General features: G+C 62.7%; 22 protein-coding genes. 15 read left to right on the top strand and 7 right to left on the bottom strand.

Annotated features, from left to right (window positions below; all coding sequences use genetic code 11):
- The first annotated feature begins 29 nt into the window (after positions 1–29).
- The 4 genes from VVR12_RS08765 (at position 30) to VVR12_RS08750 (ending at position 5,116) form a co-directional block, all read left to right on the top strand.
- Complete coding sequence (locus VVR12_RS08765; RefSeq protein WP_368550837.1) at positions 30–611, top strand: hypothetical protein; 582 nt, start codon at positions 30–32, stop codon at positions 609–611.
- 147 nt (positions 612–758) lie between these two features.
- Positions 759–1,886, top strand: coding sequence for a phenylalanine--tRNA ligase subunit alpha (gene pheS, locus VVR12_RS08760; protein WP_368550835.1), 1,128 nt, complete (start codon positions 759–761; stop codon positions 1,884–1,886).
- Positions 1,887–1,889: 3 nt separating this feature from the next.
- Positions 1,890–4,451, top strand: a complete 2,562-nt coding sequence (pheT, locus tag VVR12_RS08755) for a phenylalanine--tRNA ligase subunit beta (protein WP_368550834.1) — start codon at positions 1,890–1,892, stop codon at positions 4,449–4,451.
- The gene (locus VVR12_RS08750) at positions 4,448–5,116 is read left to right on the top strand and encodes a hypothetical protein (protein ID WP_368550833.1); all 669 of its coding nucleotides are present in this window, start codon (positions 4,448–4,450) and stop codon (positions 5,114–5,116) included. Before pheT ends, VVR12_RS08750 begins: the two co-directional genes overlap by 4 nt.
- Before the next feature lie 70 nt (positions 5,117–5,186).
- Here the strand turns inward: VVR12_RS08750 and VVR12_RS08745 are convergent, their stop codons facing one another.
- Complete coding sequence (locus VVR12_RS08745; protein ID WP_368550832.1) at positions 5,187–6,176, bottom strand: quinone oxidoreductase; 990 nt, start codon at positions 6,174–6,176, stop codon at positions 5,187–5,189.
- A 151-nt stretch (positions 6,177–6,327) separates the two neighbouring features.
- Here VVR12_RS08745 and argC point away from each other — a divergent pair, with 151 nt between their 5' ends.
- The 5 genes from argC to VVR12_RS08720 all read left to right on the top strand — a co-directional run bounded on the left by argC (position 6,328) and on the right by VVR12_RS08720 (position 11,509).
- Positions 6,328–7,374, top strand: coding sequence for an N-acetyl-gamma-glutamyl-phosphate reductase (gene argC / locus VVR12_RS08740; protein ID WP_368550831.1), 1,047 nt, complete (start codon positions 6,328–6,330; stop codon positions 7,372–7,374).
- Positions 7,374–8,588 carry a bifunctional glutamate N-acetyltransferase/amino-acid acetyltransferase ArgJ gene (argJ, locus tag VVR12_RS08735; protein ID WP_368550830.1) on the top strand — a complete coding sequence of 405 codons (1,215 nt, stop codon included), beginning with the start codon at positions 7,374–7,376 and terminating at the stop codon, positions 8,586–8,588. Before argC ends, argJ begins: the two co-directional genes overlap by 1 nt.
- Before the next feature lie 43 nt (positions 8,589–8,631).
- Complete coding sequence (argB, locus tag VVR12_RS08730) at positions 8,632–9,636, top strand: acetylglutamate kinase (protein WP_368550829.1); 1,005 nt, start codon at positions 8,632–8,634, stop codon at positions 9,634–9,636.
- A 21-nt stretch (positions 9,637–9,657) separates the two neighbouring features.
- Positions 9,658–10,899, top strand: coding sequence for an acetylornithine transaminase (locus tag VVR12_RS08725; protein WP_368550828.1), 1,242 nt, complete (start codon positions 9,658–9,660; stop codon positions 10,897–10,899).
- A gap of 130 nt (positions 10,900–11,029) precedes the next feature.
- Positions 11,030–11,509, top strand: coding sequence for an arginine repressor (locus tag VVR12_RS08720; RefSeq protein WP_368550827.1), 480 nt, complete (start codon positions 11,030–11,032; stop codon positions 11,507–11,509).
- Positions 11,510–11,520: 11 nt separating this feature from the next.
- Here VVR12_RS08720 and VVR12_RS08715 read toward each other — a convergent pair whose 3' ends face one another.
- The gene (locus VVR12_RS08715) at positions 11,521–11,931 is read right to left on the bottom strand and encodes an ankyrin repeat domain-containing protein (protein ID WP_368550826.1); all 411 of its coding nucleotides are present in this window, start codon (positions 11,929–11,931) and stop codon (positions 11,521–11,523) included.
- A gap of 123 nt (positions 11,932–12,054) precedes the next feature.
- Here VVR12_RS08715 and VVR12_RS08710 point away from each other — a divergent pair, with 123 nt between their 5' ends.
- A complete protein-coding gene (locus tag VVR12_RS08710; RefSeq protein WP_368550825.1) occupies positions 12,055–13,599 on the top strand; it encodes an AMP-binding protein in 1,545 nt (514 codons plus the stop codon).
- A gap of 17 nt (positions 13,600–13,616) precedes the next feature.
- Here VVR12_RS08710 and VVR12_RS08705 read toward each other — a convergent pair whose 3' ends face one another.
- Genes VVR12_RS08705 through VVR12_RS08685 form a run of 5 tightly spaced genes read right to left on the bottom strand, consistent with a single transcriptional unit; the run spans position 13,617 to position 18,986 of the window.
- On the bottom strand, positions 13,617–14,879 hold the full coding sequence (locus tag VVR12_RS08705) for a glycerate kinase (RefSeq protein ID WP_368550823.1): 1,263 nt from the start codon (positions 14,877–14,879) through the stop codon (positions 13,617–13,619).
- A 43-nt stretch (positions 14,880–14,922) separates the two neighbouring features.
- The gene (locus VVR12_RS08700; protein ID WP_368550822.1) at positions 14,923–16,347 is read right to left on the bottom strand and encodes an SLC13 family permease; all 1,425 of its coding nucleotides are present in this window, start codon (positions 16,345–16,347) and stop codon (positions 14,923–14,925) included.
- Positions 16,344–17,009 carry a response regulator transcription factor gene (locus tag VVR12_RS08695; RefSeq protein WP_368550821.1) on the bottom strand — a complete coding sequence of 222 codons (666 nt, stop codon included), beginning with the start codon at positions 17,007–17,009 and terminating at the stop codon, positions 16,344–16,346. The genes VVR12_RS08700 and VVR12_RS08695 overlap by 4 nt, the downstream gene beginning before the upstream one ends.
- Positions 17,006–18,511 (bottom strand): histidine kinase dimerization/phospho-acceptor domain-containing protein, encoded by a 1,506-nt coding sequence (locus tag VVR12_RS08690; RefSeq protein WP_368550820.1) that lies wholly within the window; start codon positions 18,509–18,511, stop codon positions 17,006–17,008. The genes VVR12_RS08695 and VVR12_RS08690 overlap by 4 nt, the downstream gene beginning before the upstream one ends.
- Positions 18,512–18,545: 34 nt before the next feature.
- Positions 18,546–18,986, bottom strand: coding sequence for a hypothetical protein (locus VVR12_RS08685; RefSeq protein ID WP_368550819.1), 441 nt, complete (start codon positions 18,984–18,986; stop codon positions 18,546–18,548).
- A gap of 171 nt (positions 18,987–19,157) precedes the next feature.
- On the opposite strand from VVR12_RS08685, the gene VVR12_RS08680 reads away from it, so the two are divergent.
- The 5 genes from VVR12_RS08680 (at position 19,158) to tyrS (ending at position 26,371) form a co-directional block, all read left to right on the top strand.
- A complete protein-coding gene (locus tag VVR12_RS08680) occupies positions 19,158–20,369 on the top strand; it encodes an argininosuccinate synthase (protein WP_368550818.1) in 1,212 nt (403 codons plus the stop codon).
- Between the two features lie 34 nt (positions 20,370–20,403).
- On the top strand, positions 20,404–21,849 hold the full coding sequence (gene argH, locus VVR12_RS08675) for an argininosuccinate lyase (protein WP_368550816.1): 1,446 nt from the start codon (positions 20,404–20,406) through the stop codon (positions 21,847–21,849).
- A gap of 171 nt (positions 21,850–22,020) precedes the next feature.
- Entirely contained in the window at positions 22,021–22,578 is a 558-nt protein-coding gene (locus tag VVR12_RS08670; RefSeq protein ID WP_368550815.1) for an adenine phosphoribosyltransferase, read from the top strand.
- 76 nt (positions 22,579–22,654) lie between these two features.
- Positions 22,655–24,952: an AAA family ATPase gene (locus VVR12_RS08665; protein WP_368550814.1), complete on the top strand. Its 2,298-nt coding sequence runs from the start codon at positions 22,655–22,657 to the stop codon at positions 24,950–24,952.
- A 114-nt stretch (positions 24,953–25,066) separates the two neighbouring features.
- Positions 25,067–26,371 (top strand): tyrosine--tRNA ligase, encoded by a 1,305-nt coding sequence (gene tyrS, locus VVR12_RS08660; RefSeq protein WP_409349894.1) that lies wholly within the window; start codon positions 25,067–25,069, stop codon positions 26,369–26,371.
- Positions 26,372–26,557 lie beyond the last annotated feature (186 nt).

Here is a 26,557-nt window from a genome sequence, read left to right as displayed (position 1 = left end):
AAAAACTTCACGAAAGGTCAGAGCCCAGCATGTCACCCACCAAACAAGAGTTGCTCGAAGAAAGCGGCCACGGCACGAGTACCGGTTACGGAAACTACAACACCTACGGAACCGATAGTTACGACAGTCATACTGCGGGCAAGGCTAACCCCTTCGCAACCAACGCCGGTTACGCCTATAGCCCCGCACCCGTCCGGCAGAATCCCGCGCTACGTGCCTCCCAGCTCGTCCTTGCCGGGAGCGCTCTCTTCTTCGTCTTGGCCATTGGCCTGGGCTTCGCGACCAACGTAGAGACCGCACAGCGGGTGGGACACTTCGATTCAGGATCGGCAATTTCCGCAGGAATCTGCTCCATCCTGGTGGCCTTGATGCTCTACGGCACCGTCGGTTACCTGATGCATCGCCGCCTCAACAACGGACGCATGCTGGGCGTTGCCTTCGCGCTGTTCGGTGTGATCATGGGCCTGATCTCTGCGGTGATTTGTTTCGTCACCGCATCGGGCGCGCTGAGCATCATTGCTGGTGTCTGCTACCTCGTGGTGGTGGTCCTGAATATCGTGTGGCTGGTGCAAGCCAATCAGTCGAAACTCTACCGCTCGTTGCGCATGTAAAACCTAACATCACCGGTTCAGGGCCGGTTCAACGAACGCAAAATCGACCCGGGGCGGGCAGACCTACTAGACTGAGGTATGAACCGGCCCGGGCTTTTTTGTACCCGATGGCGACTTTCCGAGAACCCGCTACGAGATGAGTTATTGATGACTGAATCTTTGCCGACCGAAGCCCAGGAGCCAGAATCCTACCGGATCCTGGCCAACCTGACGGACGTCCTTGAAGCAGATCCACAGAACGGTTTAGAGACCGTCAAGAAGGCGTTTGCCGACGAGTTCGCTCGCGCCCAGCACGAGATTGAGAACTCCACCGCCGACTTTGACCAGCTCAAGGCTACTCGTTTGGCGTATCTGGGTGACCGCGGCGCGTTTACCCTGGCCAACAAGCAGATGCGGAACCTGCGTAAGGAACACAAGGCCGAGGTCGGTAAGCTGATGGGTCAGGCCCGCGGTCGCCTGACCAAGGCCCTGGATGCCCGCAACGCCCAGCTTGAGGAAGAGCGTGACGCGCGGATTTTGGTCGAAGAAGCCGTGGACGTCACCGCCGCCAGCGCGCGCCGTCCGTTGGGCGGTCGCCACCCGCTGAACATTCTGCAGGACGCCCTGACCGATATCTTCGTGGGCATGGGCTGGGAGGTCGCGGACGGGCCGGAAATCGAATCGGAATGGTTCAACTTCGACTCGCTGAACTTCGAACCGGATCACCCGGCACGAGAACTGCAAGATACTTTCTTTATTGAGCCGGCCAGCGCTCACCTGTTGTTGCGGACCCATACCTCACCGGTGCAGATGCGTTCGTTGCTGAGCCGCGAGTTGCCGGTGTACATCGTCTGCCCGGGGCAGGTGTACCGCACCGACGAGCTGGACGCCACCCACACCCCGGTCTTCCACCAGATCGAAGGCTTGGCCGTCGACAAGGGCCTGACGATGGCTGACCTCAAGGGAACCTTAGAGCATATGGCCCGCGAGATGTTCGGCCCCGAAGCGAAAATCCGTCTGCGCCCCAACTACTTCCCGTTCACCGAACCGTCGGCCGAGCTCGATCTGTGGCACCCCGGTGCCAAGGGCGGCCCGCAGTGGATCGAGTGGGGCGGTTGCGGCATGGTCAACCCAAACGTGTTGCGTGCCGCCGGTATCGACCCCGAGGTCTACTCCGGATTCGCCTTCGGTATGGGCCTGGAACGTACCCTGATGTTCCGCAACGGCGTGCTCGATATGCACGACATGATCGAAGGCGATATTCGCTTCAGCCAGCAGTTCGGAATGGAGATCTAAAACATGCGTATCCCTCTTTCTTGGTTGCGTGAATACGCACCGGTTCCTGCCGACGCGACGGCAGAAGACGTCATGGCTACCCTGGTCCGGGTTGGTCTGGAAGAAGAAGACGTACACCGCCCCACCGATGAACTGACCGGCCCGATCGTCGTCGGTCAGGTGCTGTCGATGGAACCCGAGACGCATTCGAACGGTAAGACCGTCAACTGGTGCCAGGTGCGCGTGGTGCCGGAAGGTCAGACCCAGACGCTGACGGGTAAGGGCATCGAAGAATCCGGCGTGCAGGGCATTATCTGTGGCGCCCATAATTTCTCGGTGGGTGACAAAGTCGTCGTCACCCTGCCAGGAGCCGTGCTCCCCGGGGGCTTCGCCATTACCGCACGCAAGACCTACGGCCATAAGTCTGCCGGCATGATTGCCTCGGTGCGCGAATTGGGCATCGGCGACGATCACGGTGGCATTCTGGTGCTCTCTAGCCTGGGCTTGGATCCGGAGATCGGTAGCGACGCCCTTGAAGTTCTCGGTCTTTACGACGAGGCCGCCGAGGTCAACGTCACCCCCGACCGCGGTTACGCCTTCTCCATCCGCGGCATCGCACGTGAATACTGCCACGCGGTAGGGGAGCCCTTCGAAGATTTCGTCACCGCGCTTGCCGAGCGTGCACCGGCCACAAACGCCTCCGGTCATAGGGTAGAGCTCGCCGACACCGCGCCCATTCACGGCAAGGCGGGATGCACCCGACTGGTCACCCGCAAGGTCACCGGCGTCAATTCCGCCGCCCCCGTGCCCGCGTGGCTGTCGGCGCGCCTGCGTTTGGCCGGCGTCCGTTCGGTGTCGTTGCCTGTGGACATCTCGAACTACGTGATGCTCGAAACCGGCCAGCCGCTGCACTTCTATGACGCCGCGAAGCTGACCGGTGGCATCTCGGTGCGTCGCGCGAACGCCGGCGAGAAGCTCACCACGCTCGACGATAAGCAGCGGGAGCTTCACCCCGAAGACTTGCTGATCTGCGATGAGACCGGTCCGATCGGCCTGGCCGGCGTGATGGGGGGAGCCTCGACCGAGACCTCCGCCGAAACCACCGACATCCTTATCGAATCCGCCCGATTCGACGAGGTCTCGATCGCGCGCACCTCACGTCGCCACAAGCTCTCCTCGGACGCTTCGAAGCGTTTTGAGCGCGGTGTCGACCCGCAGTTGCAGGCTGCCGCCGCCCAACGTGCGGTGGACCTCCTGGTGGAGCTCGGTGGCGCTACCGTCGAAGACGGCGTGACGGACGCCGGGGCCACCCCAGAGCCGGCCGTCATCGAGTTGCCCCAGCAGTACACTTCCGCTCGCATCGGCGTCGACTACTCCGAGGCCGATATTCTCTCGGCGCTGACCGAGATCGGCGCTGAGGTCAGCGCGGACTCGGAGAACTTCACGGTCACCGTACCGTCGTGGCGCACCGACCTGCGTCACAAGGAAGACCTCACCGAGGAAATCGCCCGGTTGCACGGATACGACAAGATCCCCTCGACCCTGCCCGTGGCACCTCCGGGGCGCGGATACACGACGGAGCAGAAAGCCCGCCGCACGGTGCTCAACGCTTTGGCTGCCGCCGGAATGACCGAGGTCTTCGCCTACCCCTTCGTGGCCGAAGCCGATAACAACCTCTGGGCCACCCCGAACGACGGCGACAAACTGCCGTCGATTAAGCTGGCCAACCCGATCTCGGAGGCCCAGGGATGGTTGCGCCGCAGCCTGTTGCCCGGACTGGTGGAGGTCGCTCGCCGCAATATGTCCCGCGGTTTCAAGAACCTGGCCATTTTCGAATCCGGCCACGTCTTTATCCCGGGGGAGCAACTGGGCTCGCGCGAGATCCCCGGTCTCGGCAAGCGTCCGGACGACGCTGTACTGGCCGATCTGAACGCCGGCATCCCCGATCAGCCCCGTCATGTCGGAGGCCTTTTCATCGGGGCCGAACACGAGGATATGCCCGGCGCCTCCGCGCGCACCTACGACTGGCGAGACGCACTGGACGCCACCCGGTTGATCGCCGATGCCGCAGGTGTCGAGCTGACGATCGCTCAGGGTAAGCATCAGGCCTTCCATCCCGGACGCACCGCCGAGCTCTCCGCCGGAGATACTGTGATCGGTTACGCTGGCGAGTTGCACCCAAAACTGCTCAAAGATCTGGACCTGCCCGAACGAACCTGTGCCTTTGAGATGAACTTCTCGACCCTGCTCGAGAACAAGGGTGGCCCGGTGGAGGCTCGCGGCATCTTCGGATACCCGGCCACGAATCAGGACGTCGCGCTGATCGTCGATGCCGATGTTCCGGCTTCGGCTCTGGTCGAGGCGCTGACCGAGGGTGCCGGTGACCTGATGGAAGATATCCGCGTGTTCGATGATTACCGGGGTACCGGGATCGAACCGGGGAAGAAGTCCGTGGCCTTCGCCCTGCGTTTCCGCGCAGATGACCGCACCTTGACCGCCGACGAAGCCTCGGCTTCCCGTGCCCAGGCTGTAAAGGTCGCCGAGGAGCGCTTCGGCGCCGTGTTACGCGGAGGTGATGCTGCGTGAGCAGCCGCGAATACTGTGACCTAGACCATGAGGTGCATATCGAAGACGGTGAGGCAGGCCGCTCGGATGGGTTCTTTGAGTTGGTCGATGAGGAAGATACTCAGGGTGAGCGCTCTCGGCTTGCACAGCGCCTCAAGGCGGTGGGCCTGGTGTTGGCCGCCGTGTTGCTGACCTTGGCTTTGGCCCTCTTTGGGGTGCGCCAGCTCAATGAAGCGAAGCAAAACGAGGGCCTGGAGGGGAAGACCTGGGTGATGCAGGGCAAGATCGTCGATCTGACGCCCGACCTGCAGACCGAGTCGAACGTGGCCAAGTACAGCGGTACTCTGCCGAACGATCAGGGCCTCAACGGTGTGACCTTCAAGTCTGAACTGTCGGATGCCCGTCAGGTGAACGGTGGGCAGTCGGTGGAGTTCCGCGGTAGCCAGACCGGCACTACGAAGGACGATTTCCCCGAAGAGGTCGACGCTTTGTTGGCGAAAACTGGCGACCACCAGATCGAAGTGGTGCGCACCGATAAGGTGGGTTCCCTGAAGCCCGTCACCGAGTCGTCCGTGCGCGGTGAGCAGATGGCCGGTTGGGCCAGCCTGGTCTGCGCGGTGCTCATCTTTGCCGGTGGTGTGGCCGGTGCGTTACGCATGAGCCGACGCGCTCGGAACGAGCTGTAGCCGGCGCCCTCGACCACAAGACCGAGGCCCTCACCCACTAGGTGAGGGCCTCGGTCTTTGATATATGGGTTTAGGGAATCAGGAGAACCTTACCGCGGGTTTTGCGTGCCTCGAGGTATTCGTGGGCGGCGGCGGCCTCGCTCAGTGGGAAGCGCTGGTCGACGGTGACCTTCAGCTCCCCGGTAGCCACCGCGTCGAAGAGCTCGCTCATGCGCCAGGTAAATTCCTCGCGGCTCGCTACGTAGTGACCCAGCGAGGGGCGCGTGACGTAGAGCGAACCGAGCCGGTTGAGTTGTTGCAGGTCAAACGGGGGCACCTGCCCCGAAGCGCCGCCGAAGAGAACCGCCATGCCGCGCGGTTTGAGCGTGCCCAGTGATTCTTCGAACGTGTCGCGACCGACCGAGTCGTAGACAACGTCCACTCCGGCCCCGTCGGTCAGCTCGCGTACGCGCTGACCGAAATTTTCGTAGCGGATCACGTGGTCGGCGCCGTGGGCGCGGGCGATCTGTTCTTTTTCGTCGGTCGAGACCGTGGTGATGACAGTGGCCCCGATGCGCTTGAGTAGTTGCAGGGCCAACCCGCCGACGCCACCGGCGCCGGCATGAAAGAGCACCGTGTGCTCGGGCTTGACCTTGAAGGTGGAGCGCAGAAGGTAGTGGGCCGTGGCACCCTGCAGGGGGAGGGCGGCGGCGATGTCGTCGCTGACCCCGTCGGGTATGGGCGCGGCGTACTTTTCGTCGACCGTAAAGTACTGTGCGTAGCACGCGTTGCCCATGCAGGTGGCCACACGGTCGCCCACAGACACCGTGTTCACCTGATCACCGACGGCTACCACGGTGCCCGAGGCCTCGGTGCCGGGAACGTAGGGCAGCTGCATGGGGTAGACCCCGGAGCGCTGATACGTGTCGATGAAGTTCACCCCGGCTGCGGCGGTTTTGACAAGTACTTCGGTGGGGCCCGGCTGCGGTAGCTCGGCCTGATCGATGGTCAGGACGCCGGGGTCGCCGGTTTCGGTGACGGTCACGGCGGTGTGCTGTGCGGGTAAGTCTGCTCTATTCATGGTTTCAGCCTAGCTTTGCAGGTTTCGCGGCGCGAGGTTTTTCCCATACCTACAACAATTTCGCATGAAATGAATAGGGGATTGGCTCGGTTTCGCTCATATAGTGAATAAATAATCGCACTCATGCATAAATCTCCGCTATGATCTGGGCATGACCCTTTCAATAGCAGTATCAGGAGCCACCGGTTACGCAGGTGGGGAAGTGCTACGCCTGCTGGCCATCCACCCCGAAGTGCGCGTCGACACCGTAACCGCGCATTCCTCGGCCGGCATGCGCATGGGGCAACTGGCCCCTCACCTGGCGAGCGTCGCAGAGCTGACGGTTGAAGAGACCACCGTTGAAAACCTCTCCCGGGCCGACGTCGTGTTTCTTGCGTTGCCGCATGGGGCGTCCGCTGAGGTTGCCGCCCAACTGCCCGAATCCACGCTGGTGATCGATGCCGGGGCTGATCACCGACTCGACCAAAGCCGCGACTGGAGCCGTTTCTACGACACCGAATACGCCGGCCACTGGCCCTATGGCCTGCCCGAGCTGATACTGGCAGACGGCACCAAGCAACGCGAGCGCCTCCGCAACACCCGCCGCATCGCGGTGCCCGGGTGTTACCCCACCGCGTCGATCCTGGCGCTGGCGCCGGGCATGCAGGCCGGACTCTTAGACCCCGAGGACGTCGTCATCGTCGCCGCCTCCGGGACCTCCGGGGCAGGCAAGGCGCTCAAACCGCACTTGCTGGCCTCCGAAGCGATGGGCTCGATGAGCCCTTACGGGGTGGGCGGGGTGCACCGGCACACCCCGGAGATCGAACAGGGCATTCGCTGGGCTACGGAGCGCGAGGCCCAGGTCAGCTTTACTCCCACGCTGGCCCCCATGCCACGCGGGATTTTGGCCACCTGCACCGCCCACGTGGCACCGGGTGTGGGTATCGAAGAACTCCGGGAGGCCTACGAAGGTGCCTACGGGCAGGAGCGCTACGTGCGTATGCTCCCCGAGGGGCAGTGGCCGACCACCCAATCGGTGCTCGGCAGTAACCACGCGCACCTACAGCTGGCCCTCGACCAGCGCTCGCGCCGGGCGATCATTACCGCGGCCATCGACAACCTCGCCAAGGGAACCGCCGGCGGGGCCATCCAATCCATGAACATCGCACTCGGTTTACCCGAAGATTTGGGCCTGGCCCAGGAAGGACTAGCACCCTGATGAGCACCTCACCTACGATCCCCGGAGTTCAGACCCGCGGCGTGACCTTCGCGCGCGGTTTCAGCGCCACCGGAGTCGCGGCAGGTATCAGCGCGGTTCCGGGAAAGCGAGACCTGGCGATGGTCGTCAACCACGGGCCCGACTTCCATGCCGCCGGAGCGTTTACCACCAACCGATTCGCCGCGGCACCTGTCCTCTGGTCGCAACAGGTACTCAGCGACGGGCGCGTGGACGCCGTAGTGCTCAACTCCGGTGGCGCCAACGCGTGCACGGGTCCGGCAGGATTCCGCGATACCCACGCCACCGCCGAGAGAGCGGGGGAGTTGCTGAACGTCGCCGCCGGGGACGTCGCGGTCTGCTCCACCGGCCTCATCGGCGAGCGCCTGTCGATGGATCGACTGCTGGCCGGTCTCGCGGACGCGGCGCCGTCCCTGGCTGTTTCGGAGGCCGCCGCAACCCGGGCGGCCGAGGCCATCATGACTACCGATACCGTCGCTAAGGAAGCGGGTATTGCGGCGACCACCGAGGCCGGTGAGTTTCATCTCGGCGGCATGGCCAAAGGCGCCGGCATGCTCGCCCCCGGCCTGGCTACCATGCTCGTGGTGCTGACCACCGACGCCGTGGTCGCTTCCCCCGTGGAGCTTCAACGGGCACTGACTGAAGCCGTGCGAGTGAGCTTCAACCGCGCCGACTCCGACGGGTGCATGTCGACCAATGACACGGTGCTGTTGCTGTCCTCCGGTGCAAGCCAGGTGGAGCCCACCGCCGAGGAACTCACCGAGGCGCTCACGGCCGTATGCCAGGATCTTGCGCATCAACTCATCGGGGACGCCGAGGGGGCATCCCACGATATTTTCGTTCGCACCTTCAACGCCGCCAGCGAGAACGACGCCGAGGAGGTCTCACGCGCGGTGGCACGGTCGAACCTATTTAAGTGCGCCATCTTCGGCAACGACCCGAACTGGGGCCGCATCCTCTCCGAGGTGGGTACCACCTCCGCGCAGTTTGAACCCGATCAGGTCAACGTCAGCATCAATGGCGTGCAAATCTGCACCGCAGGTGGGATCGGAGAAGACCGCAATCTGGTCGATCTGGCGGCGTCCCGCCGGGTACAGGTGGATATCGATCTGTCGGCTGGTGATGCGGAGGCCACGATCGTCACCAACGATCTAACCCACGACTACGTCGAAGAAAACTCCGCCTATTCCAGCTAGACCGCCGGGTCTTCTCGGTATTCACGCACAGAAGGGAACAAACATGGTCGATCAGCACGCGGCTGCAGATCGCTTCGCCCACGCCCAGTCGAAAGCCTCGACACTCATGGAGGCCTTACCCTGGATCCAGCGTTTCACGGGCAAAATCATGGTCTTCAAATACGGTGGCAACGCCATGGTGTCGGAAGAATTGCGCGCTGCCTTCGCGGCGGACATGGTGTTCCTGCGAACTGTGGGGATCTCGCCGATCGTGGTCCACGGTGGAGGTCCACAGATCTCCGCCATGCTGGACCGTCTGAATATCCCCAGCGAGTTCAGGGGCGGGTTCCGCTACACCACCCCCGAGGCCATGGACGTGGTGCGTATGGTCCTCACCGGGCAGGTGGCCCGCGAGCTGGTCTCACTCATCAACGCGCACGGCCCCTACGCGGTGGCAATGAGCGGGGAAGACGGCGGATTGCTGCGCGCTCGCCGCATGACCACCGAGATCGACGGCCGTGAGACAGACCTGGGTCTGGTTGGCGAGGTGGTGGGAGTGAACACCACCGCGATCATGTCCATGATCAACGCCGGTAAGATCCCGGTGATCTCCTCGGTCGCCCCTGAAGTGCAGGATCCGGCTTTCACCGCGGGGCCCTCTGCCGGACGCGGCGGGTTGACCGGCGCGGTGTTGAACGTCAACGCCGATACCGCGGCGGCGGCCGTCGCCGCGGCCCTGCGCGCCGAGAAACTGGTGGTCCTCACCGACGTCGAAGGCCTCTACCGCAACTGGCCCGACGCGTCCTCGCTCATCTCGTCGTTGACGGTATCGGAGCTGCGGGCCCTCATGCCGGAGCTGGTCTCCGGGATGATCCCCAAGATGAAGGCTTGTCTGCAGGCCGTCGAACAGGGGGTCAACCGGGCGTCGATCGTGGACGGCCGCCTGGAACACTCACCGCTTCTGGAGATCTTCACGGACTCCGGTATCGGCACCCAGGTCACCCCCGACGATGCGGCGGATGCTTACCCACCGCAACCTGACTTTCTGGTGCACCCCACTCAGTTTTGATACGTATTGGTAAGGAAAACCATGAACGCCTCTCAGCATGAACTGCTCACTGACTACTCCAAAAACCTGTTACCGGTCTTCGGCGACCCCTCGCTCGTTCTCGTTCAGGGCCGCGGTTCTCAGGTCACCGACGCAGACGGGAAGACCTATCTGGACCTGCTGGCCGGTATCGCCGTCAATTCCCTCGGCTATGCGCACCCTGCGTGGGTGAAGGCTGTGGCCGATCAGGCGGCCACATTGGCCCACGTCTCCAATTTCTTTACCACCGTTCCGCAGGTCAACTTGGCCGCTCAACTCATCCGACTGCAAGGCGCCGCCGGTCCCAGCCGCGTCTTTTTCTCCAACTCGGGCACCGAGGCCAACGAGGCTGCCTATAAACTGGCTCGCCGCTACGGAAATCTGCATGCTAAATCCTCCATCCTGGCGCTCGAGCACGGATTCCACGGCCGTAGCTTGGGTGCCCTGGCGCTCACCCACAAGCCGGCCTATAAGACGCCCTTTGAACCGATGCCCACCGGCGTCCGGCACATCCCCGCCACGTTGCAGGAGCTTGAGGAGAACATGAATGAAGACGTCGCGGCGATCATCGTCGAACCCATCCAGGGCGAGGCCGGCGTTGTGCCGCTTCCGGAAGGGTACCTTTCCGCCGCACGCCAACTGACCCGCGAAGCGGGGGCCCTGCTGATCGTCGACGAGGTGCAAACCGGTGTCGGACGCACCGGGGCCTGGTTCGCCCACACCCGCGAGTTGCAGGGGCCGGACGCCCCCGACGTGGTCACGCTCGCCAAAGGGCTGGGTGGTGGTTTTCCCGTGGGAGCGACCATTGTCAACGGTCAAGAAAACATCGGCCTACTCGAAGCCGGGATGCACGGAACGACCTTTGGCGGAAACCCCTTAGCCGCCAGGGCGGCCCTGGCCACCCTCACAACGATTGAGGCGGAACATCTCCTTGACCGCGCGGCGGGCCTAGGGGAAAAGTTGCGCGCGGCCCTTGAGGAAGTCGAGTGCGTACGTGAAACCCGCGGCGCCGGCCTGCTGATCGGCATCGTGCTCCACGCCGATCAGACCAACCAGGGGGCACCCCTAGCCCCGGCAGTCGTCACCGCCGCTCGGGACGCCGGGTTCATCATCAATGCACCCGACGCGCAGACGCTGCGTTTAGCACCGGCGCTGACCATCGGCGAAGAGGAGCTTGAAACCTTCGTCGCAGCCCTCCCAAAGATCGTGACGACTGCTCTGAATAGCCCCTCCATCGGTGCATAAAACCGACCGATTTTACATATAATATGAAGTGGCTTCGCACTATTCCGCCCAACGAGTGCATACAGCGGCGTATAAATCCGAAGGAATCTCCCCACAGCGCGGGAGTACCCACTCCAGAAAGTTCACAACAATGGCTATTCCCTCCACGAAGACTGCACGGCAGGCACGCATCGTCGAGTTGCTCTCGTTGCATCGGGTGCGTTCGCAGTCGGAGCTTGCACAATTATTGTCGGACGATGGCGTGAAAGTCACCCAGGCCACCCTTTCCCGTGACCTGGTAGAAATCGGAGCCGAGCGCATTCGCGATGAGCAGTCGGGTCTGATCTACGCAGTGCCTAATCATCCGGTGCGCCGCGCTTCTGTAGACGGAGCCGACGCACGGATGGTGTCGCTCTTCAAGGAACTCCTGATTACCGCGGAATGCTCGGGGAATTTAGTGATCCTTCGCACCCCGCCGGGTGCCGCCCAGTTCCTTGCTTCGGCCATAGACCAATCCGGTTTCGACCCTATTTTGGGCACGATTGCAGGAGACGACACCGTCCTGGTCATCGCCCGCGATATGGAGGGAGGCCCCGGGTTGACGGCGCAGTTCCTCGAATGGGCGGCCTAGGGCAACGAATACTATCCCTGTGTTGCCGCGCCGTGTTCTTTCAAGAGAGGAACCAGGTGATCGATACCGAAAAACTGGGCGATCTCTAGCGGAGTCTGGTGCCCGGCATTTACGTCGGCGCCGGCGTCCAGCAACTGCGAGGCAATCTGCTGGTTGCCTCGAAAAACAGCGCAGGCCAGGGCCGACTGGCCGCGGTCGTTGACGCGGTCGAGATCTGCACCGGCAGCGATGAGGGTGGCCACCACCTCGGCGTTTTGGTGGTACGCGGCCAAGATCAGCAACGTATCGCCCTTGGAGTTCGTGAGATTCACGGGAATGCCCTGTTCGATCAGAGAGCTTAAGGCCTGCGGTTTGTTATCCCGTGCGAGGTCGAATATCGAGTTGAGGAATTCTATCTCTTCGGCAGTGAGTTCTTCGGTCATGGGTCTCCTCCTGCTAAACCGGGGTCGTACGGTTCTTATGGTAGTTCCCGTCGCCGCTGTTGTAGGCTCGGTTTAGCGCACGGAAAAATGCGCAACACTCATCACGAGCTACGAAGGTGTGCCTTGAGCGAAGTAACGCAACTGCCCCCACTCGTCTCAGAGAACAACGTGGCGGCACTGATCAAGCGCGGAGACCCGGACGCCGCGGCGCTGGTACTTGACGGTGATCCCGTCACCTACGCGCAACTGAGTTCCATGGTCGCGGCAGCGGCGCGGTGGCTTGAGGCACGCGGGGTCACAGAGTCGACCCGCGTGGCGTTGTCACTACCGAACGTGGTGCACATGCCGGTGCTGTATTACGCGGTGCTGTCCCTCGGCGCCATCGTGGTACCGCTCAACCCGTTGCTCAGCGCCCGCGAAATTACCTTTCACCTGCGCGACTCCGAAGCCGCGCTCATGGTGGCCTGGCCTGGAACCCGCGCAGAGTCGGAAGCCGATGAGATCGAAACCGAGGCCAAGCTGGTCTTTCTCGACCCGGCGACCGCCTGGGATCGACAAGGCCCCGCACCGACGATCAGCCCGGTCAGCCCGCACGATGCGGCGGTTATCCTCTACACCTCCGGCACGACCGGCACCCCCAAGGGCGCCACTCTCACGCACGGGAACCTCACCGCCAACGCCACCACCGTAGCGCGCGTCTTCGAATACACCTTGAACGATGTGTTCTTCGGCGGCCTGCCCCTCTTCCACTCCTTCGGGCAGACGGTGTCGATGAACGCGGTCTTCGCGGCCGGGGCCTCGGTGGCGTTGTTGCCCCGCTTCGCGCCGCAATCTGCCCTGGAGCTGATCCGAGCGGCGGCAGTGACCGTCATCGCCGCAGTCCCTTCCATGTATGTGGCCCTGGCCGCCGAGCTGGAATCCGGCCAGTATGACGACCTCAAGGGACGCCTGCGCTATGGGATCTCCGGGGGAGCGCCGTTGCCGGCCTCCACCCACGCCGATTTTGATCGTCTGCTTGAGTGCCCCATCCTCGAAGGCTATGGACTCTCAGAGACCGCGCCGGTCGTCTCCTTCAACCAACCGCGCTTCACCCCCGTGATGGGTTCGGTCGGACGCGCCATCGATGGCGTGAGCGTGGAAGTCCGCAACGAGGCGGGCCAGCCGGTGGCCGCAGGTGAGCCCGGCCAACTGTGGGTGGCGGGGCCGTCCGTCATGGCCGGGTACTGGAACCTGCCCGAGGCTACCGCCGAGGTCTTCGACGGCCCGTGGTTTGCCACTGGCGACGTTGCCCGCTTGGACGACGACGGCAACATCTTCATCATTGACCGGCTCAAAGACATGGTGCTACGCAACGGGTATTCCGTGTACCCCCGAGAGATCGAAGACGTGCTCTACACCCACGAGCAGGTGCGTCAGTGCGCGGTGCTGGGCAGCCCGGATGATCGCGTCGGTGAAGAGGTGCACGCCTTCGTGGTGCCCCGCACACTGCAGGACGACCCCGCGTCGTTGGTCGCAGAACTCGACGCATTGTGCCGGGCCAACCTGGCCGCCTTTAAGTACCCTCGGCACTTCCATATCGTGCAGTCCCTGCCGCTGGGGCCCACCGGAAAGATCCTCAAACGCGAACTGGCCGCGGAGTGCCGAAGCACCCCACGACCAGACAGTTAAACCTCACCGGCGACTGGTTAGAACCCCACGCTTTGAGGCACGCTACCGGCGGTCAACTCGCGATGGCGCTTGATGATGGAGCTGTTCATTGCCGAACCCATCAACAGCAAACGGATGCAGCGTTCGGTGGAGTCGGTCAGCAATTCGGCACCGTTTTCGAGGGCGTTGCTCAGTTCCATGGGCAGCGGAATGATCGAGGCGATCGCGCCGATGCCCGAGTCGTGCACCATGTTGGCGTTCTTACCGAGGGTGCCGGCCAGGGCCAACACCGGAACTCCCACCTGCTGGGCGCGGGTGGCGATCTCGGCGGGCACCTTCCCCTTGGGCGTCTGAAAGTCGATGGCGCCCTCGGCGGTGACCACGAGGTCGGCCCGTTCAATTTCTCGGGTGAGGTTCAACCCGGCCAACCCCGAGTCGATGAGAGCCTCGAAGCGCGGGGTGAGTTCTGCGCCAAGCACGGCAAGACCCGCACCCAGGCCGCCCGATGCTCCGGTGCCCGGACCCTGGAAGAAGTCCACGTCGGCCGCGCGGGAGTGATCGGCGGCGGCGTCGGAGAGGACGTCGGCCCAGCGGGTGAGAGCGGCGTCCAACTGCTTGACCTGTTTCTTGGTGGCGCCCTTCTGCGGGCCGAACACGCGGGCTACGCCGTCCTTGCCGGTGAGCACGTTGTGCTGGTTCAGGGCCATCACGAGCCGCACCTCGTGGATGCGGGGGTTGACCTCGCTCAGATCCAGAGAGTTCACGTTTTCGAGATGTTCACCGCCTAGGGGCAGTTCGTTACCGTCGGCGTCGAGCACCTTAGCACCGAGAGCGGCCAGGGCACCGGCCCCACCGTCGCAGGTGCCGGAGTCACCGCATCCGATGAGGATGGTATGAACGTCGTCCTGTTCCAACGCCGCGTTGATGAGCTCGCCCACTCCGTAGGTGGTGGTTGCGGCGGGGTTGCGCAGGTTTTTGGGGACCAGCGACAACCCGGCGGCCGCCGCCATTTCGACGACCGCCACGCCCTTTTGGTCCCCGCCCAATAGGGCGTAGTGCGAATAGATTTTTTCACCGACCGGTCCGGTAACCTTCTTGGTGCGGATCGAACCACCGGTGGCCTGGGCCAGCAAGCGAGCGGTGCCTTCACCGCCGTCGGGGATGGGCACGGCGGAGATCGAGACGCCGGGGATCACGCGGCGGATGCCGGAGGCGATTGCCTCAGCGACCTCGTCTGCGCCCATGCTTCCCTTGAAGCCTGAGGGGGCGACCAGAATACGGTGGGGTACTACCATTGCCATGTTGATTCTCTTTCTGTTACAGCGATTGATGGTGTTTAGTGGGTTAAGCAGATGCGAAGAAGGGCATTCCCAGTAGCGGCCAGACACTTACGGTGAAGATTGCCACGAGGACGCCGTGGGCGGGTCCCAGCCAGAGGGAGAGCTTGAGCAGGTCGGCTGCGGAATACCCGGGGAGGTCCTCGACCTGGCTGAAGAGCGCGACCGGTTTGGCTGAGCTGGTGAGGGTATGACAGAAACCGGCCGCAGCCGTGGACGCGAAGGCCGCGGCCACGGGATTCACACCCAGGGAGGTCGCCGCCGTGAGCACGAGCGGGATGAGCACCGCCGAGCGGGCGCTACGGGATTGGATCATCAGGTGTGCATAGGTGGAGACTGCGATCAGGACAAGGAGGAAACCCCACTGGGCGATGTCACCCCAGCCCTGCAGGGGCGCGAAGAGCGCCTCACCCAGCCATTCAGCGGCACCGGATTCCACCAGGGCTTTACCCAGCGCCAGGGTTGCGGCCATAAAGACCAGCAAGGGCCAGGGAGCCTTCTTCAATCCGTCAGTGAGCGTGAGACCGGCGACACCGGGGGCGGTTATCGCCAGGGCACCGAGCACGGCGATGATCGCCGGTTCCACCCCGTGAATGGATTCGGTACACCAACCCACCACGGCCGCGATCACGATGGTCAACACACGTTGTTCGGCCGCGGAGAATTCCCCGGTGGGGGCGTCGATATCGGCTGCCGTCAGTTGCAAGCTTTCCTTGCGTTCCTCGCGGTCTAGAAAGATCCCCATGACCAACGCACAGGTAAGCGCCGAGGCCACCAAACCCAAGCCCGAGCCCAAGATCATCCACCGGAGGAAACCGATGGTTTCTAGGTCATTGGCGTCGAGGATCTGATCGGTAATCAAGTGGGCGCCGGCGCCGATATACGAGCTGACCGCCGATATCAGAATCACCGAGGGTATGAGCAGAGACAGCGCGCGGGTGAGCCGCTCCCGGCGTCCCAATGCCTCATGGAGGGAAGCGAGCAATGGCAGGGCCAGTGCGGCACGACCCGAGGTGGAGGGTACCAAGAAGGCAGTGCACATCAGGGCGAGGGTGATCATCCAGAACAGACCGGTAAAGGTGCGAGCGCGGGTGATCAGGGTCGCCACGATACGCGAGGAGAGCCCTGAGCGGGAGATCCCCTCGGCCATGACTACCGCGGCAAAGAGCAACCAGATGGTCTCGTTGCCCAGAGATTCGGCGAGATCTTCGGAGTCGATCACGCTGAAGACTACCAAGGAGCAGGCTGCCGCCAGTGCGACGTAGACGTCGGCCAGTGGGGTAAAGATCCAGGCCCAGACCGCGAGCACGAAGATGACCAAGGTCAGGCCCGCTTCGCGGGGAAGCTCTGAACCGGTCAAACTGAACGCGCTGATGGCGACGATGAGGGCGGTGGCGATAGTCGCGGCCACCAGGTTTTTTGTCGAGGTCATTGGAACTTATACCCCGTCCCGCGTACGGTCACGATGCGGCCCTCGCCGATTTTCTTTCGCAGAGCACGGATGTAGACATCGACGATGTTGGAGTTGGGATCGAAATCCATACCCCACACCATTCCTAGCAATTGTTCGCGTGATAGCACCTGGTTGTGGTGTCGCAGGAACGTCTCGAGTAACGCGAATTCTCGGCTGGTCAGCTCCACCGGGGCGCCGGCGGTCTGCACCTCGCGCGTGCGGAGGTCCAGCGAGAGGTCGCCGGCCTGCAGGACGTAGGCGGCGGCGTCCGAACCCGGGGAGCGATCGGCCAGGCGTAGGCGGATGCGGGCCAACAGCTCAGCGAACTGGAATGGCTTGGTCATGTAATCGTTGGCGCCGCTCTCCAGGCCCTGGACGGTGTCGCTGACCGAATCGCGAGCAGTCAGCATGATGATCGGGGTGGTAATACCCTCCGCGCGAAGCTTTTGCATGAGGGTAAAACCGTCGATACCTGGTAACCCAATGTCGAGGATGATCAGGTCAAATTCGACGGCTTTGGCCACCGCGTAGGCAACCTTGCCGTTTTCTTCATGGGTTGCGGCGTATCCGGAGGACTTCAGGCCTTTGATGATGAAGGCGGAGATCCGTGGATCGTCTTCGACGAGCAAGATGTGACTCATGGTGTCCTCTCGGGGGTCTGATTGTTCTGAACGGGTAGGGGAACCGGTGAGGGGATAGAGATCCCAAAGATGGCCCCGGGGCCAGAGTCGGGCTGACGCACCCAGGCGGTCCCGCGGTGGGATTCGGCAATAGCGCGCACGATCGACAACCCCAACCCCACACCCACGCTGTGCTCCTGCGCTGTCGCGGGGTTCTTGGCGTTGTTGCGATGGAAGCGATCGAAAAGATGCTCGGCGTCTTCGGGCTTCACCCCGGGGCCGGCGTCCCTGACCCAGAAGTCGATGTGCCGTTCACCGTCGATGTCCCGGTAGGCGGATCCCAACGTGATCAGCGAACCGGCCGGGGAGTACTGGCTGGCGTTGGCGCAGAGCTGCACCATGGCCTGGGTGACGCGCTGGCCGTCGAGTGCCACCGTTCCGTCGGCGATCTCGTTGATCACCCACCGGTTGCGGGTGAACACCTGCACCTTGGAATCCAACACAATCATCAGGTCGGCAACATCGGTGGGGGTGGGGCGCACGAAGTCGGGTCGTTCCGACTTCGCCAGCAGCAACAGGTCGGCCACGATGCGACCCATGCGTTCCAACTCGTCGTCGACTAAAGCGAGCGTGGCCTCCTGCTCGCTACTGGAGCGCTCCATCAGTTCCAGGTGCCCGCGGACGATGGTGATCGGGGTCCGCAGCTCGTGGGAGACATCGTCGAGGAATTGTCGCTGGGTTGCGGAGGATTCTTCGAGTCGATCCAGCATCTGGTTGAAGGTTCTACTCATGGCGGCGATGTCGTCGTTTCCGCGTACCGGTACTCGGGCGGTGATGTCTTTTTCGGTGATGTCGGCGGCTACTTTGCGTAGTTCCCGCATCGGTTTCGTGATCTGTCCGGCCACCAGCCAGCTCATGGCGAAGGCTAAGGCCAGGGCCGCTGCCCCGATTCCCGCCATGAGGTTGACGGTGTGGTTGACGTGGTCAACATCGGGTTGGGTGTATTCGACCACAATGAGATACCCCGACTCTTTTCCCGTGCCCGTGGGGTTGATATCGACGCGTCCCCAATGGATGGTGCCGGCCGGGGTATGTTCCACGCCAGAGACCTTATCCCCCTGAGTGATGTCGGTGATGAACTGTTCGTCCTGGTAGAGCCGGTATCCCTGCCCGGTGGCGTGGTCGGCCTGTTCTTTGAAGAAGATGATGCGGTTATCGGTCACACCGATCAACTGCTCGGAGTATCCCGAGTATTGGCGGGCGATGTAGGTGGTCAAGAGGTCTTCCGCCGAGTCGAAAGGACGAGTGGTTTTGGGGTTCACCCCATTGTCGGCGAAGGTGCGAAACTCCGCCAGCTCCTGGACAATCTGAGCGTTAGCTTCCGTATTAACTTCCTTGAGTAAGACCTGCCGTACGGCGACGATGATCGAGACCACGGCGATGGCGGTCGTCAGCATGACCCACCCGATCACGCGCCAACGGGCTGAACCCTGGCGCGAGGTTGGTGTTGTTGATTGCGGCATCTTCTACCTCAATGGTTGTGCATGGGGTGCGGTGTTAGTCGTCGTCGATGTCGTCGTCTGCATCGGGGGCGTCGTCCAGGTCGTCATCACCGACCGGTGGTGCGTTGTTGTAGTAACGAACCTCGGGCGTGGGTTGGATGACCACCTGCTGCGGCGGCTGAGCCGGTTGCGCAGGGGCCTGCGGTGCCGCCGGGGCCGCCGGTGCCGGGGGAGTGGGCTCGGGGGAGGCTGCAGTGGGGGCCTGGGAGGTTGTGGTGCCGGCAGTGGGGGATGCCGTGGTTTTCGGACTGGGGGATGAGGTGGTAGTGGGGGACGCGGTGGTGCGCTCGCTGGGTTGCGTGCTGGAGGGACGAACGGTCACGGGTTCGGAGTCTACCTGAGGGGCTTGGTTCGCCGGGCTCAACGAGAACGCCAGTAGGCCAAGACATGCCACCACGGTGGTACCGAGCAGAATCAGGAGCGCTTTTTGGAACATGCGAATAGTCTTCCAAGCGTCTGTGAGAATCGTATGAGGCTGGGATTAATATTTTTTCATATTCATCTCACGCGCGGTCGATTTGCATAAATATCAATAGGTGTAAATAATTATGTATATCGACAAGTCAACATCTCGCTTCTCACAGGTGGGATCGATGAAAGGAAATCCATGAAAGATCGCGTAGTACTCGCATATTCTGGCGGGCTCGACACGTCGGTCGCCATCGGCTGGATCGGTGAAGCAACCGGCGCCGAAGTCGTGGCTATGGCTGTAGACGTGGGGCAGGGTGGAGAAGACCTTGAAACGATCCGCCAACGAGCACTGGACTGCGGCGCCGTCGAAGCATATGTGGCAGACGCACGCGATGAATTCGCCAGCGAATACTGCATGCCTGCGCTGCAAGCCAACGCCCTCTACATGGACGCCTACCCGCTGGTCTCCGCAGTCTCCCGCCCGGTGATCTCCAAGCATTTGGTCAAGGCCGCCAAGCAATTCGGCGCCACCACCGTTGCCCACGGTTGCACCGGTAAGGGCAACGACCAGGTTCGCTTCGAGGTTGCCATTCAGACCCTGGGCCCCGACCTCAAGTGCATCGCACCGGTGCGCGACCTCGCGCTGACCCGCGAAAAGGCGATCGACTACGCAGAAAAGAACAATCTGCCGATCGCTACTACCAAGAAGAACCCGTTCTCCATCGACCAGAACGTGTGGGGTCGCGCGATCGAGACCGGCTTCCTCGAAGACATCTGGAACGGGCCGACCAAGGACGTCTACGACTACACCGACGACCCGACCTTCGCTCCGGCACCGGACACCGTGACCATCACCTTCAAGGAAGGCATCCCGGTAGCCATCGATGGTCAGGATGTCACCCCGCTGCAGGCCATCCAGATCATGAACCAGCGCGCCGGCGCCCAGGGCGTGGGCCGCATCGACCTGGTTGAAGACCGACTGGTGGGCATCAAGTCCCGCGAAATCTACGAAGCTCCCGGAGCCATGGCGCTCATCGCCGCCCACAAGGAACTTGAGAACGTCACCATCGAACGCGAACAGGCACGCTTCAAGAAGATCGTCGGCCAGCGCTGGACCGAACTCGTCTACGACGGCCAGTGGTTCTCCCCGCTGAAGAAGTCGCTCGACGCTTTCATCGCCGACACCCAGAAGATGGTCAACGGCGAGATTCGCATGGACCTGACCGGCGGCCGCGCCGTGGTGACCGGACGCCGCTCCGACACCTCGCTCTACGACTTCAACCTGGCGACCTATGATGAAGGTGACTCCTTCGACCAGTCCCAGGCCAAAGGTTTCATCGAACTCTTCGGCATGTCCTCGAAGGTTGCCTCGACCCGCGACCAGCGCCTGGGTAAATCTGACATCTAAGAGCGACCCTCCGCCCACAACACGTTAGGTAGCGATGACAGCACACGAAAAACACGGCACTAACTCCGGCGCGCTGTGGGGCGGCCGCTTCGCAGGCGGCCCCTCACAGGCACTGGCGGCCCTCTCTAAGTCCACCCAGTTCGACTGGCGCCTGGCACCCTACGACATCGCCGGATCGCGAGCCCACGCCCGCGTCCTGTCGAAGGCGGGCCTCCTGACGGACGAAGAGCTCGCCGGCATGCTAGCCTCGCTCGATCAGCTCGAGGCGGACGTCCGTAGCGGAGCGTACACCCCGGCAGAAAGCGATGAAGACGTTCACGGGTCGCTCGAACGTGGCCTGATCGAACGCGCCGGCCTCGAGCTGGGCGGCAAGCTACGCGCAGGACGCTCGCGTAACGACCAGATCGCCACCCTAGGACGCATGTACCTGCGCGACCACGCGAGCATCATCGCCACCGAGGTGCTGGCCGTCATCGACGCCCTCGTGGAGCAGGCAGAAGCGCATCCGAACGCGCCGATGCCGGGTCGCACCCACCTGCAACACGCCCAGCCGGTGCTCCTGTCGCATCAGTTGTTGGCTCACGCATGGGCCCTAAGCCGTGACCTGCAACGTCTGCGTGATTGGGACGCCCGCGCCGCCGTTTCCCCGTACGGTTCGGGTGCGCTCGCCGGATCGTCCCTAGGCTTGGATCCCGAAGCCGTGGCGGCAGATCTCGGGTTCCACTCCGCCTGCCACAACTCGATCGATGGCACCGCGGCTCGTGACGTCTACGCGGAGTTTGCGTGGATCGCCGCGATGATCGCGGTGGATCTCTCGCGGGTCAGCGAAGAGGTCATCCTCTGGGCCACGAAGGAGTTCTCCTTCGTGAAGTTGCACGATTCCTTCTCGACCGGCTCATCGATCATGCCGCAGAAGAAGAACCCCGATATTGCCGAACTGGCGCGCGGTAAAGCCGGGCGTTTGATCGGCGACCTCACCGGTCTGTTGGCTACGTTGAAGGCCCTTCCGCTGGCCTATAACCGTGACCTGCAGGAAGACAAAGAACCCGTCTTCGACGCCATCGACCAGCTCGAGGTGCTTCTGCCCGCGGTCTCGGGCATGATCGCAACCCTCACCTTCAACACCGACCGCATGGCAGAACTGGCCCCGCAGGGATTCGCCTTGGCCACCGACGTTGCCGAGTGGCTCGTCCGCCAGGGTGTGCCGTTCCGTGTGGCTCACGAAGTCGCCGGAGACGCGGTGCGCGTGTGCGAGGAGAAGGACTGCGAACTGTGGGATCTCACCGACGAAGACTTCGCCGCGATCCACCCGTCGCTGACCCCGGAGGTCCGCGAGGTGCTCTCGGTGGAGGGCTCGTTGAACTCCCGCTCGGCTCAGGGCGGCACCGCCCCCTCGGCTGTGTCCCAACAGATGCGGGCATTGCAGAGCGAGTTGGAGTCGGCACGAGAGTTCGCCTCCCGCCCGCAGGTCATCAGCTAATGTGACACCTGCCCATGCGCGGGGACGACCCGGGTAACCCCGGATGTCCCCCGCACAGCGCCAGTCCCCACTTCAGCGTGGGGACTGGCGCTTTCCTGTCTTCAGGGTCCTCCACGGTTGAGGGCGTATACTTATCGTCTGTTTCTGACCGTGTCTTTTCGAAAGTTATCGATGTCTGCTGTGACCGATCTGCCCATTGCCGAGCTCGTACCCGCCGCCTGTGCAAAGATCCCCGATTTCCCGAAACCGGGAATCCTCTTCTACGACGTCACCACGTTGTTCGCCGACCCGCAGGCCTTCCGGCGCTGCGTCGATGAATTGGCAGATCGCTTCGCCGGTCAGTTCGATATCGTCGCCGGGGTAGAGGCACGCGGTTTCCTGATCGCTGCGGCGATTGCCTACAAGGCGGGAACCGGCGTCATGACCGTGCGTAAGGCCGGCAAGTTGCCCCGCGATACCTACACCAAAGACTACGAGCTGGAATACGGCTCAGCGGCCATCGAGATTCATAAAGACGATATCCCCGCCGGAACGCGGGTATTAATTGTCGACGACCTGTTGGCCACCGGCGGGACGCTGGCCGCGGCGGTCAACCTCATGCACCAGGCTTCCCTGACGGTCGCCGGCGTGGGAGCGTTCCTCGAGCTCGACGGTCTCGGCGGCCGAGAGGCCATCGGGGCAGATCACCGCGTGGAGTCTCTTGCGGTGGTCTCCGAGGCGCACCACTAGACCTTTTCTCACTGTGGGACAACCACAGTACAATTGATCATCTGCATTTTCGCTCCGAGTAAGAAGGCGGGCCTGCGTGGCTAACCATTTAGATCAGAACCACAGCGAAGAACATCAGGCAGCGGAGGAAGCCTACGCGGCGGCCTTGGTTGAAGAGCGCGCCTACGTCGGCAAACTCTACGCCCGATTGGACGAGGCCCGCGAGGAAACCGCGGAGAAGCTGAAGAAGGTGCGTAAGACCAAGAGCGCCGGATCGCATCAGAACCGCTCGGAACGAGACGCCTACGCCACCCACTACGAAGACCGGCTGGCGCAGCTGGAAAACGTGGATCACCGCCTCGCTTTTGGTCGGCTCGATCTCGACGATTCCACCACCCGCTATGTGGGCCGCATTGGCCTGGCGGACGCTAACCATGAGCGGTTGCTCATCGACTGGCGCGCGCCCGAGGCCGGGACTTTTTACCAAGCCACCGCCTTCGACCGCCAGGGCGTTCGCCGCCGCCGTCACCTCATGCTGGAGGGCCGCACCGTGGCCGGGATCGAAGACGACGTCCTCGACGGCTCGATGTTGGAAGGCGATGGGGTAGTGCACGGTGAAGGCGCCCTCTTGGCGGCCCTGAACCGCAAGCGGACCGGCCGTATGGGAGACATCGTCGCGACCATTCAGGCTGAGCAAGACAAGATCATCCGCGCCGATTTGGCCGGGGTGCGCGTGGTCCAGGGTGGGCCTGGCACTGGCAAGACTGCCGTGGCTCTACACCGCGCCGCCTACCTGCTGTACACCTTCCGGGAACGTCTCAATAACGCCGGCGTTTTGGTGGTGGGCCCCAGCTCATCGTTCATGTGGTACATCGAGCGGGTGCTTCCCTCCCTGGGTGAGACCGGCGTGGTCATGGCCTCCCTGGCGACTCTGTACCCGGGGCTGCACGCCGTACCCGAAACCGATCCCACTGTGGCCCGTCTCAAGGGTGATGTGCGCATGGTCAAAGCGATCAAGCGTGCGGTGAAAGACCGTCAGAAGAAGCTCTCGGAACCCAAGCAGCTCACGGTCGATTCCACCGACATTCAGCTCACCCCAGAGATGGTGCGCTACGCCCGCGAAAAGGCACGCGGCACCGGCAAGCCGCACAACGAGGCGCGCGAGACCTTTGTTAAGATCCTGGTGCGCGAGCTGGGCCAGCAGCTCAATGAGAAATTAGACGAGGCCGCCGGTCGTCAGGTGGATCGCCCCCATATCGAAGACGACGTGCGCGATTCGCTCGACGTCCGCCGCGCGATCAACCTGGCTTGGATGCCGCTATCTGCCGAAACACTCGTCCGTTCGCTGTTCTCCAAGCGGCATTACCTAGACTCGGCGCTTCGCGAGTTCACTCCGGCCGAGCGAGACGCCTTGCAGCGTCCGGCAGACGCACCGTTCACCGAGGCCGACGTTCCGCTACTGGACGAGGCCGCCGAACTGCTCGGTGACTTCTCGAAGATTACCGGTGCCGCCGCGGCAGCCCGCGCCCAGGCCGAGTACCAGGCGAACGTTGAAAACGCTCGAAAAGCGCTCGAGAACATGCACTATGACCTCGAGGACCACGGGGTCGACGGGGTGATCACCGCCGAGCAGATCGCGCAGTATAACCAGACCGGCGCCATCCGAATGACCGCAGCGCAGGCCGCGAAGTCAGACCGCACGTGGGCCTATGGTCACGTGGTGGTTGACGAGGCCCAGGAACTGTCTCCCATGCAGTGGCGTCTGCTCTTCCGCCGGTGCCCCATGAAGTCGTTCACCATCGTGGGTGACATCGCCCAGGCGTCGTCGGCGGCGGCGTCCACCTCGTGGGCAGAGGCGTTGGAACCCTTCGTGGGGGACCGCTTCAGCATCGATACGCTCACCGTCAACTACCGCACCCCCGCCCAGATCTCGGACGCCGCGGTCGCGGTTGCCCGCGCTGCGGGGCAGGACGTCGCGGCACCCCGCGCGGTGCGGGAGGGCAACTGGCCACCGCAGCTACATCGAGTGTCCGCAGAGAAAGTGCTCGACACCGTGGTCGAGGTTGTCAGCGAAGAGGTACGTGCCTCAGCCGGCGGCTTGATCGGCGTCATCGCCACCCCCGAGCACTACGCGGCGACCGCCAAGGCGGTGGGCACGGCGCACCGCGGACAGACGGGAACCTCACAGAGTGCTCTGGAGCATCAGATTCTGGTGCTGACTCCCTGGGAGGCCAAGGGTCTGGAGTTCGACGTGGTTATCATCGTGGAACCGAAGTCTCTGATCACCGCCGCCGCAGGCGCGGTGGGGGACCTCTACGTTTCGATGACGCGACCCACTCAGCGCTTGCATCTCATCGGTGCCGATGAGTTCCCCGCCGGGTTAGGCGATCAGTAACCGGGCTTGGGGCCCGGGATGTGCTCCGGCTTGACCGAACTGCCACCTGATACCTTTAAAGCATCGTCGTCGGCATGTCCGACGCCGCCCTTGTACGACGTGAATGGAGAAATAGTGTCCGTCAGCACTCTGGCACAGCAGCATAATGATGATTCTTTCGAGAACATCTGGCAGGAACTTAACTGGCGCGGGCTCGTCCACGTGAGCACGGATGCCCAGGCCCTGGAAAAGGCGCTCGCCGAGGAGACGGTGAATTTCTATATCGGGTACGACCCGACGGCTGCCTCGCTTCACTTGGGTCACCTGGTGCAGTTGTTGACGATGCGTCGCCTGCAGTTGGCTGGGCACAATCCTTTCGGTCTCGTCGGTGGCGCAACGGGGCTCATCGGTGACCCGCGCCAGACCTCCGAGCGTGTGTTGAACTCTCGTGAGGTGGTCGAGGGGTGGGTGGATCGTCTCCGTTCCCAGATCGAACGCTTCCTCGACTTCGACGGTGAACACGCTGCCACGATGGTGAACAACCTGGACTGGACGGCGCAACTGTCGGCGATCGATTTTCTCCGCGAGATCGGTAAGAATTTCCGCGTGGGGACGATGGTCAAGAAAGAGATCGTCGCTAAACGCTTGAACTCCGAAGAGGGTATCTCGTACACCGAGTTCTCCTACCAAATTCTGCAGGGGAATGACTTCCTCGAGCTGTACCGTCGCCACGGGGTGACCTTGCAGTGCGGGGGATCCGATCAATGGGGCAACCTAACCTCCGGCACCGAGTTGGTGCGCAAGGCGGAGGGCAAACAAGTACACGCGCTGGGCACCCCGCTGATCACTAACTCTGACGGCACGAAGTTCGGCAAGTCGGAGGGTAACGCTATTTGGCTGGATCCAGAGATGTGCACTCCGTACGCCTTCTATCAGTTCTGGCTGAACACCGCAGACGCAGACGTAGCCGATCGTTTGAAGGTCTTTACCTTTAAGACCCGCGCTGAGATCGAGGAGCTCCAGAAGTCTGTCGAAGAGGAGCCGTTCAAGCGCTTGGCCCAGAAGGAATTGGCCTACGAGGTGACGGCCTTGGTTCACGGGGTGGACGCCACCGAGAAGGTGATTGCCGCATCGCAGGCCATCTTCGGGAAGGGCACGTTGACCGATCTCGATGAGGCGACTCTCAAGGCCGCAACCGCAGAATTGCCCCACGCTATTCTCGGTGCGGATCAGCTGGACATGATCACCGTGCTGACCGAGACCGGATTGTCCGAATCGAAATCAGCTGCCCGCCGTACTTTGAAGGAGGGCGGAGCAGCTGTCAACAACGTGAAGGTTCAAGGCGAAGACGCAACGGTAGATCCCGGAGATCTGCTCCATGACAAGTACGCGCTGATCCGTCGCGGTAAGAAGAATATGGCTCTGATCGAGGTTCAATAAGTTCGAGGATCACAGAGGCCTGGTCACGGGAAGAGCATCTTACTGAAGTGCAGTGTAGCTCACTTTAGAAGGATGGATACCTCCTCTGACCAGGCCTTTTGTTGTTGTAGGAGGGCGCGATTGCCCTCAAACTGTTGTTTATGTGACACAGCTCTACAAGATTCAAGTTGCAGAGGCCGTTGTCGG

Source organism: Rothia sp. LK2588, from assembly GCF_040946465.1.
Lineage (GTDB): Bacteria > Actinomycetota > Actinomycetes > Actinomycetales > Micrococcaceae > Rothia.
The sequence above is the reverse complement of the archived record's forward strand: the minus strand, read 5'-3'. Positions and strand labels throughout refer to the sequence as shown.

Bases quoted from the DNA above. Each gene is read 5' to 3' on its own strand.
- argH (WP_368550816.1), top strand. From the start codon at position 20,404: ATGACAGCACACGAAAAACACGGCACTAACTCCGGCGCGCTGTGGGGC.
- argC (WP_368550831.1), top strand. From the start codon at position 6,328: ATGACCCTTTCAATAGCAGTATCAGGAGCCACCGGTTACGCAGGTGGG.
- VVR12_RS08690 (WP_368550820.1), bottom strand. From the start codon at position 18,511: ATGCCGCAATCAACAACACCAACCTCGCGCCAGGGTTCAGCCCGTTGG.
- VVR12_RS08715 (WP_368550826.1), bottom strand. From the start codon at position 11,931: ATGACCGAAGAACTCACTGCCGAAGAGATAGAATTCCTCAACTCGATA.
- pheT (WP_368550834.1), top strand. From the start codon at position 1,890: ATGCGTATCCCTCTTTCTTGGTTGCGTGAATACGCACCGGTTCCTGCC.
- VVR12_RS08725 (WP_368550828.1), top strand. From the start codon at position 9,658: ATGAACGCCTCTCAGCATGAACTGCTCACTGACTACTCCAAAAACCTG.
- pheS (WP_368550835.1), top strand. From the start codon at position 759: ATGACTGAATCTTTGCCGACCGAAGCCCAGGAGCCAGAATCCTACCGG.
- VVR12_RS08720 (WP_368550827.1), top strand. From the start codon at position 11,030: ATGGCTATTCCCTCCACGAAGACTGCACGGCAGGCACGCATCGTCGAG.
- VVR12_RS08695 (WP_368550821.1), bottom strand. From the start codon at position 17,009: ATGAGTCACATCTTGCTCGTCGAAGACGATCCACGGATCTCCGCCTTC.
- VVR12_RS08670 (WP_368550815.1), top strand. From the start codon at position 22,021: ATGTCTGCTGTGACCGATCTGCCCATTGCCGAGCTCGTACCCGCCGCC.
- VVR12_RS08685 (WP_368550819.1), bottom strand. From the start codon at position 18,986: ATGTTCCAAAAAGCGCTCCTGATTCTGCTCGGTACCACCGTGGTGGCA.
- VVR12_RS08700 (WP_368550822.1), bottom strand. From the start codon at position 16,347: ATGACCTCGACAAAAAACCTGGTGGCCGCGACTATCGCCACCGCCCTC.
- VVR12_RS08745 (WP_368550832.1), bottom strand. From the start codon at position 6,176: ATGAATAGAGCAGACTTACCCGCACAGCACACCGCCGTGACCGTCACC.
- argJ (WP_368550830.1), top strand. From the start codon at position 7,374: ATGAGCACCTCACCTACGATCCCCGGAGTTCAGACCCGCGGCGTGACC.
- argB (WP_368550829.1), top strand. From the start codon at position 8,632: ATGGTCGATCAGCACGCGGCTGCAGATCGCTTCGCCCACGCCCAGTCG.
- VVR12_RS08680 (WP_368550818.1), top strand. From the start codon at position 19,158: ATGAAAGATCGCGTAGTACTCGCATATTCTGGCGGGCTCGACACGTCG.
- VVR12_RS08705 (WP_368550823.1), bottom strand. From the start codon at position 14,879: ATGGCAATGGTAGTACCCCACCGTATTCTGGTCGCCCCCTCAGGCTTC.
- VVR12_RS08765 (WP_368550837.1), top strand. From the start codon at position 30: ATGTCACCCACCAAACAAGAGTTGCTCGAAGAAAGCGGCCACGGCACG.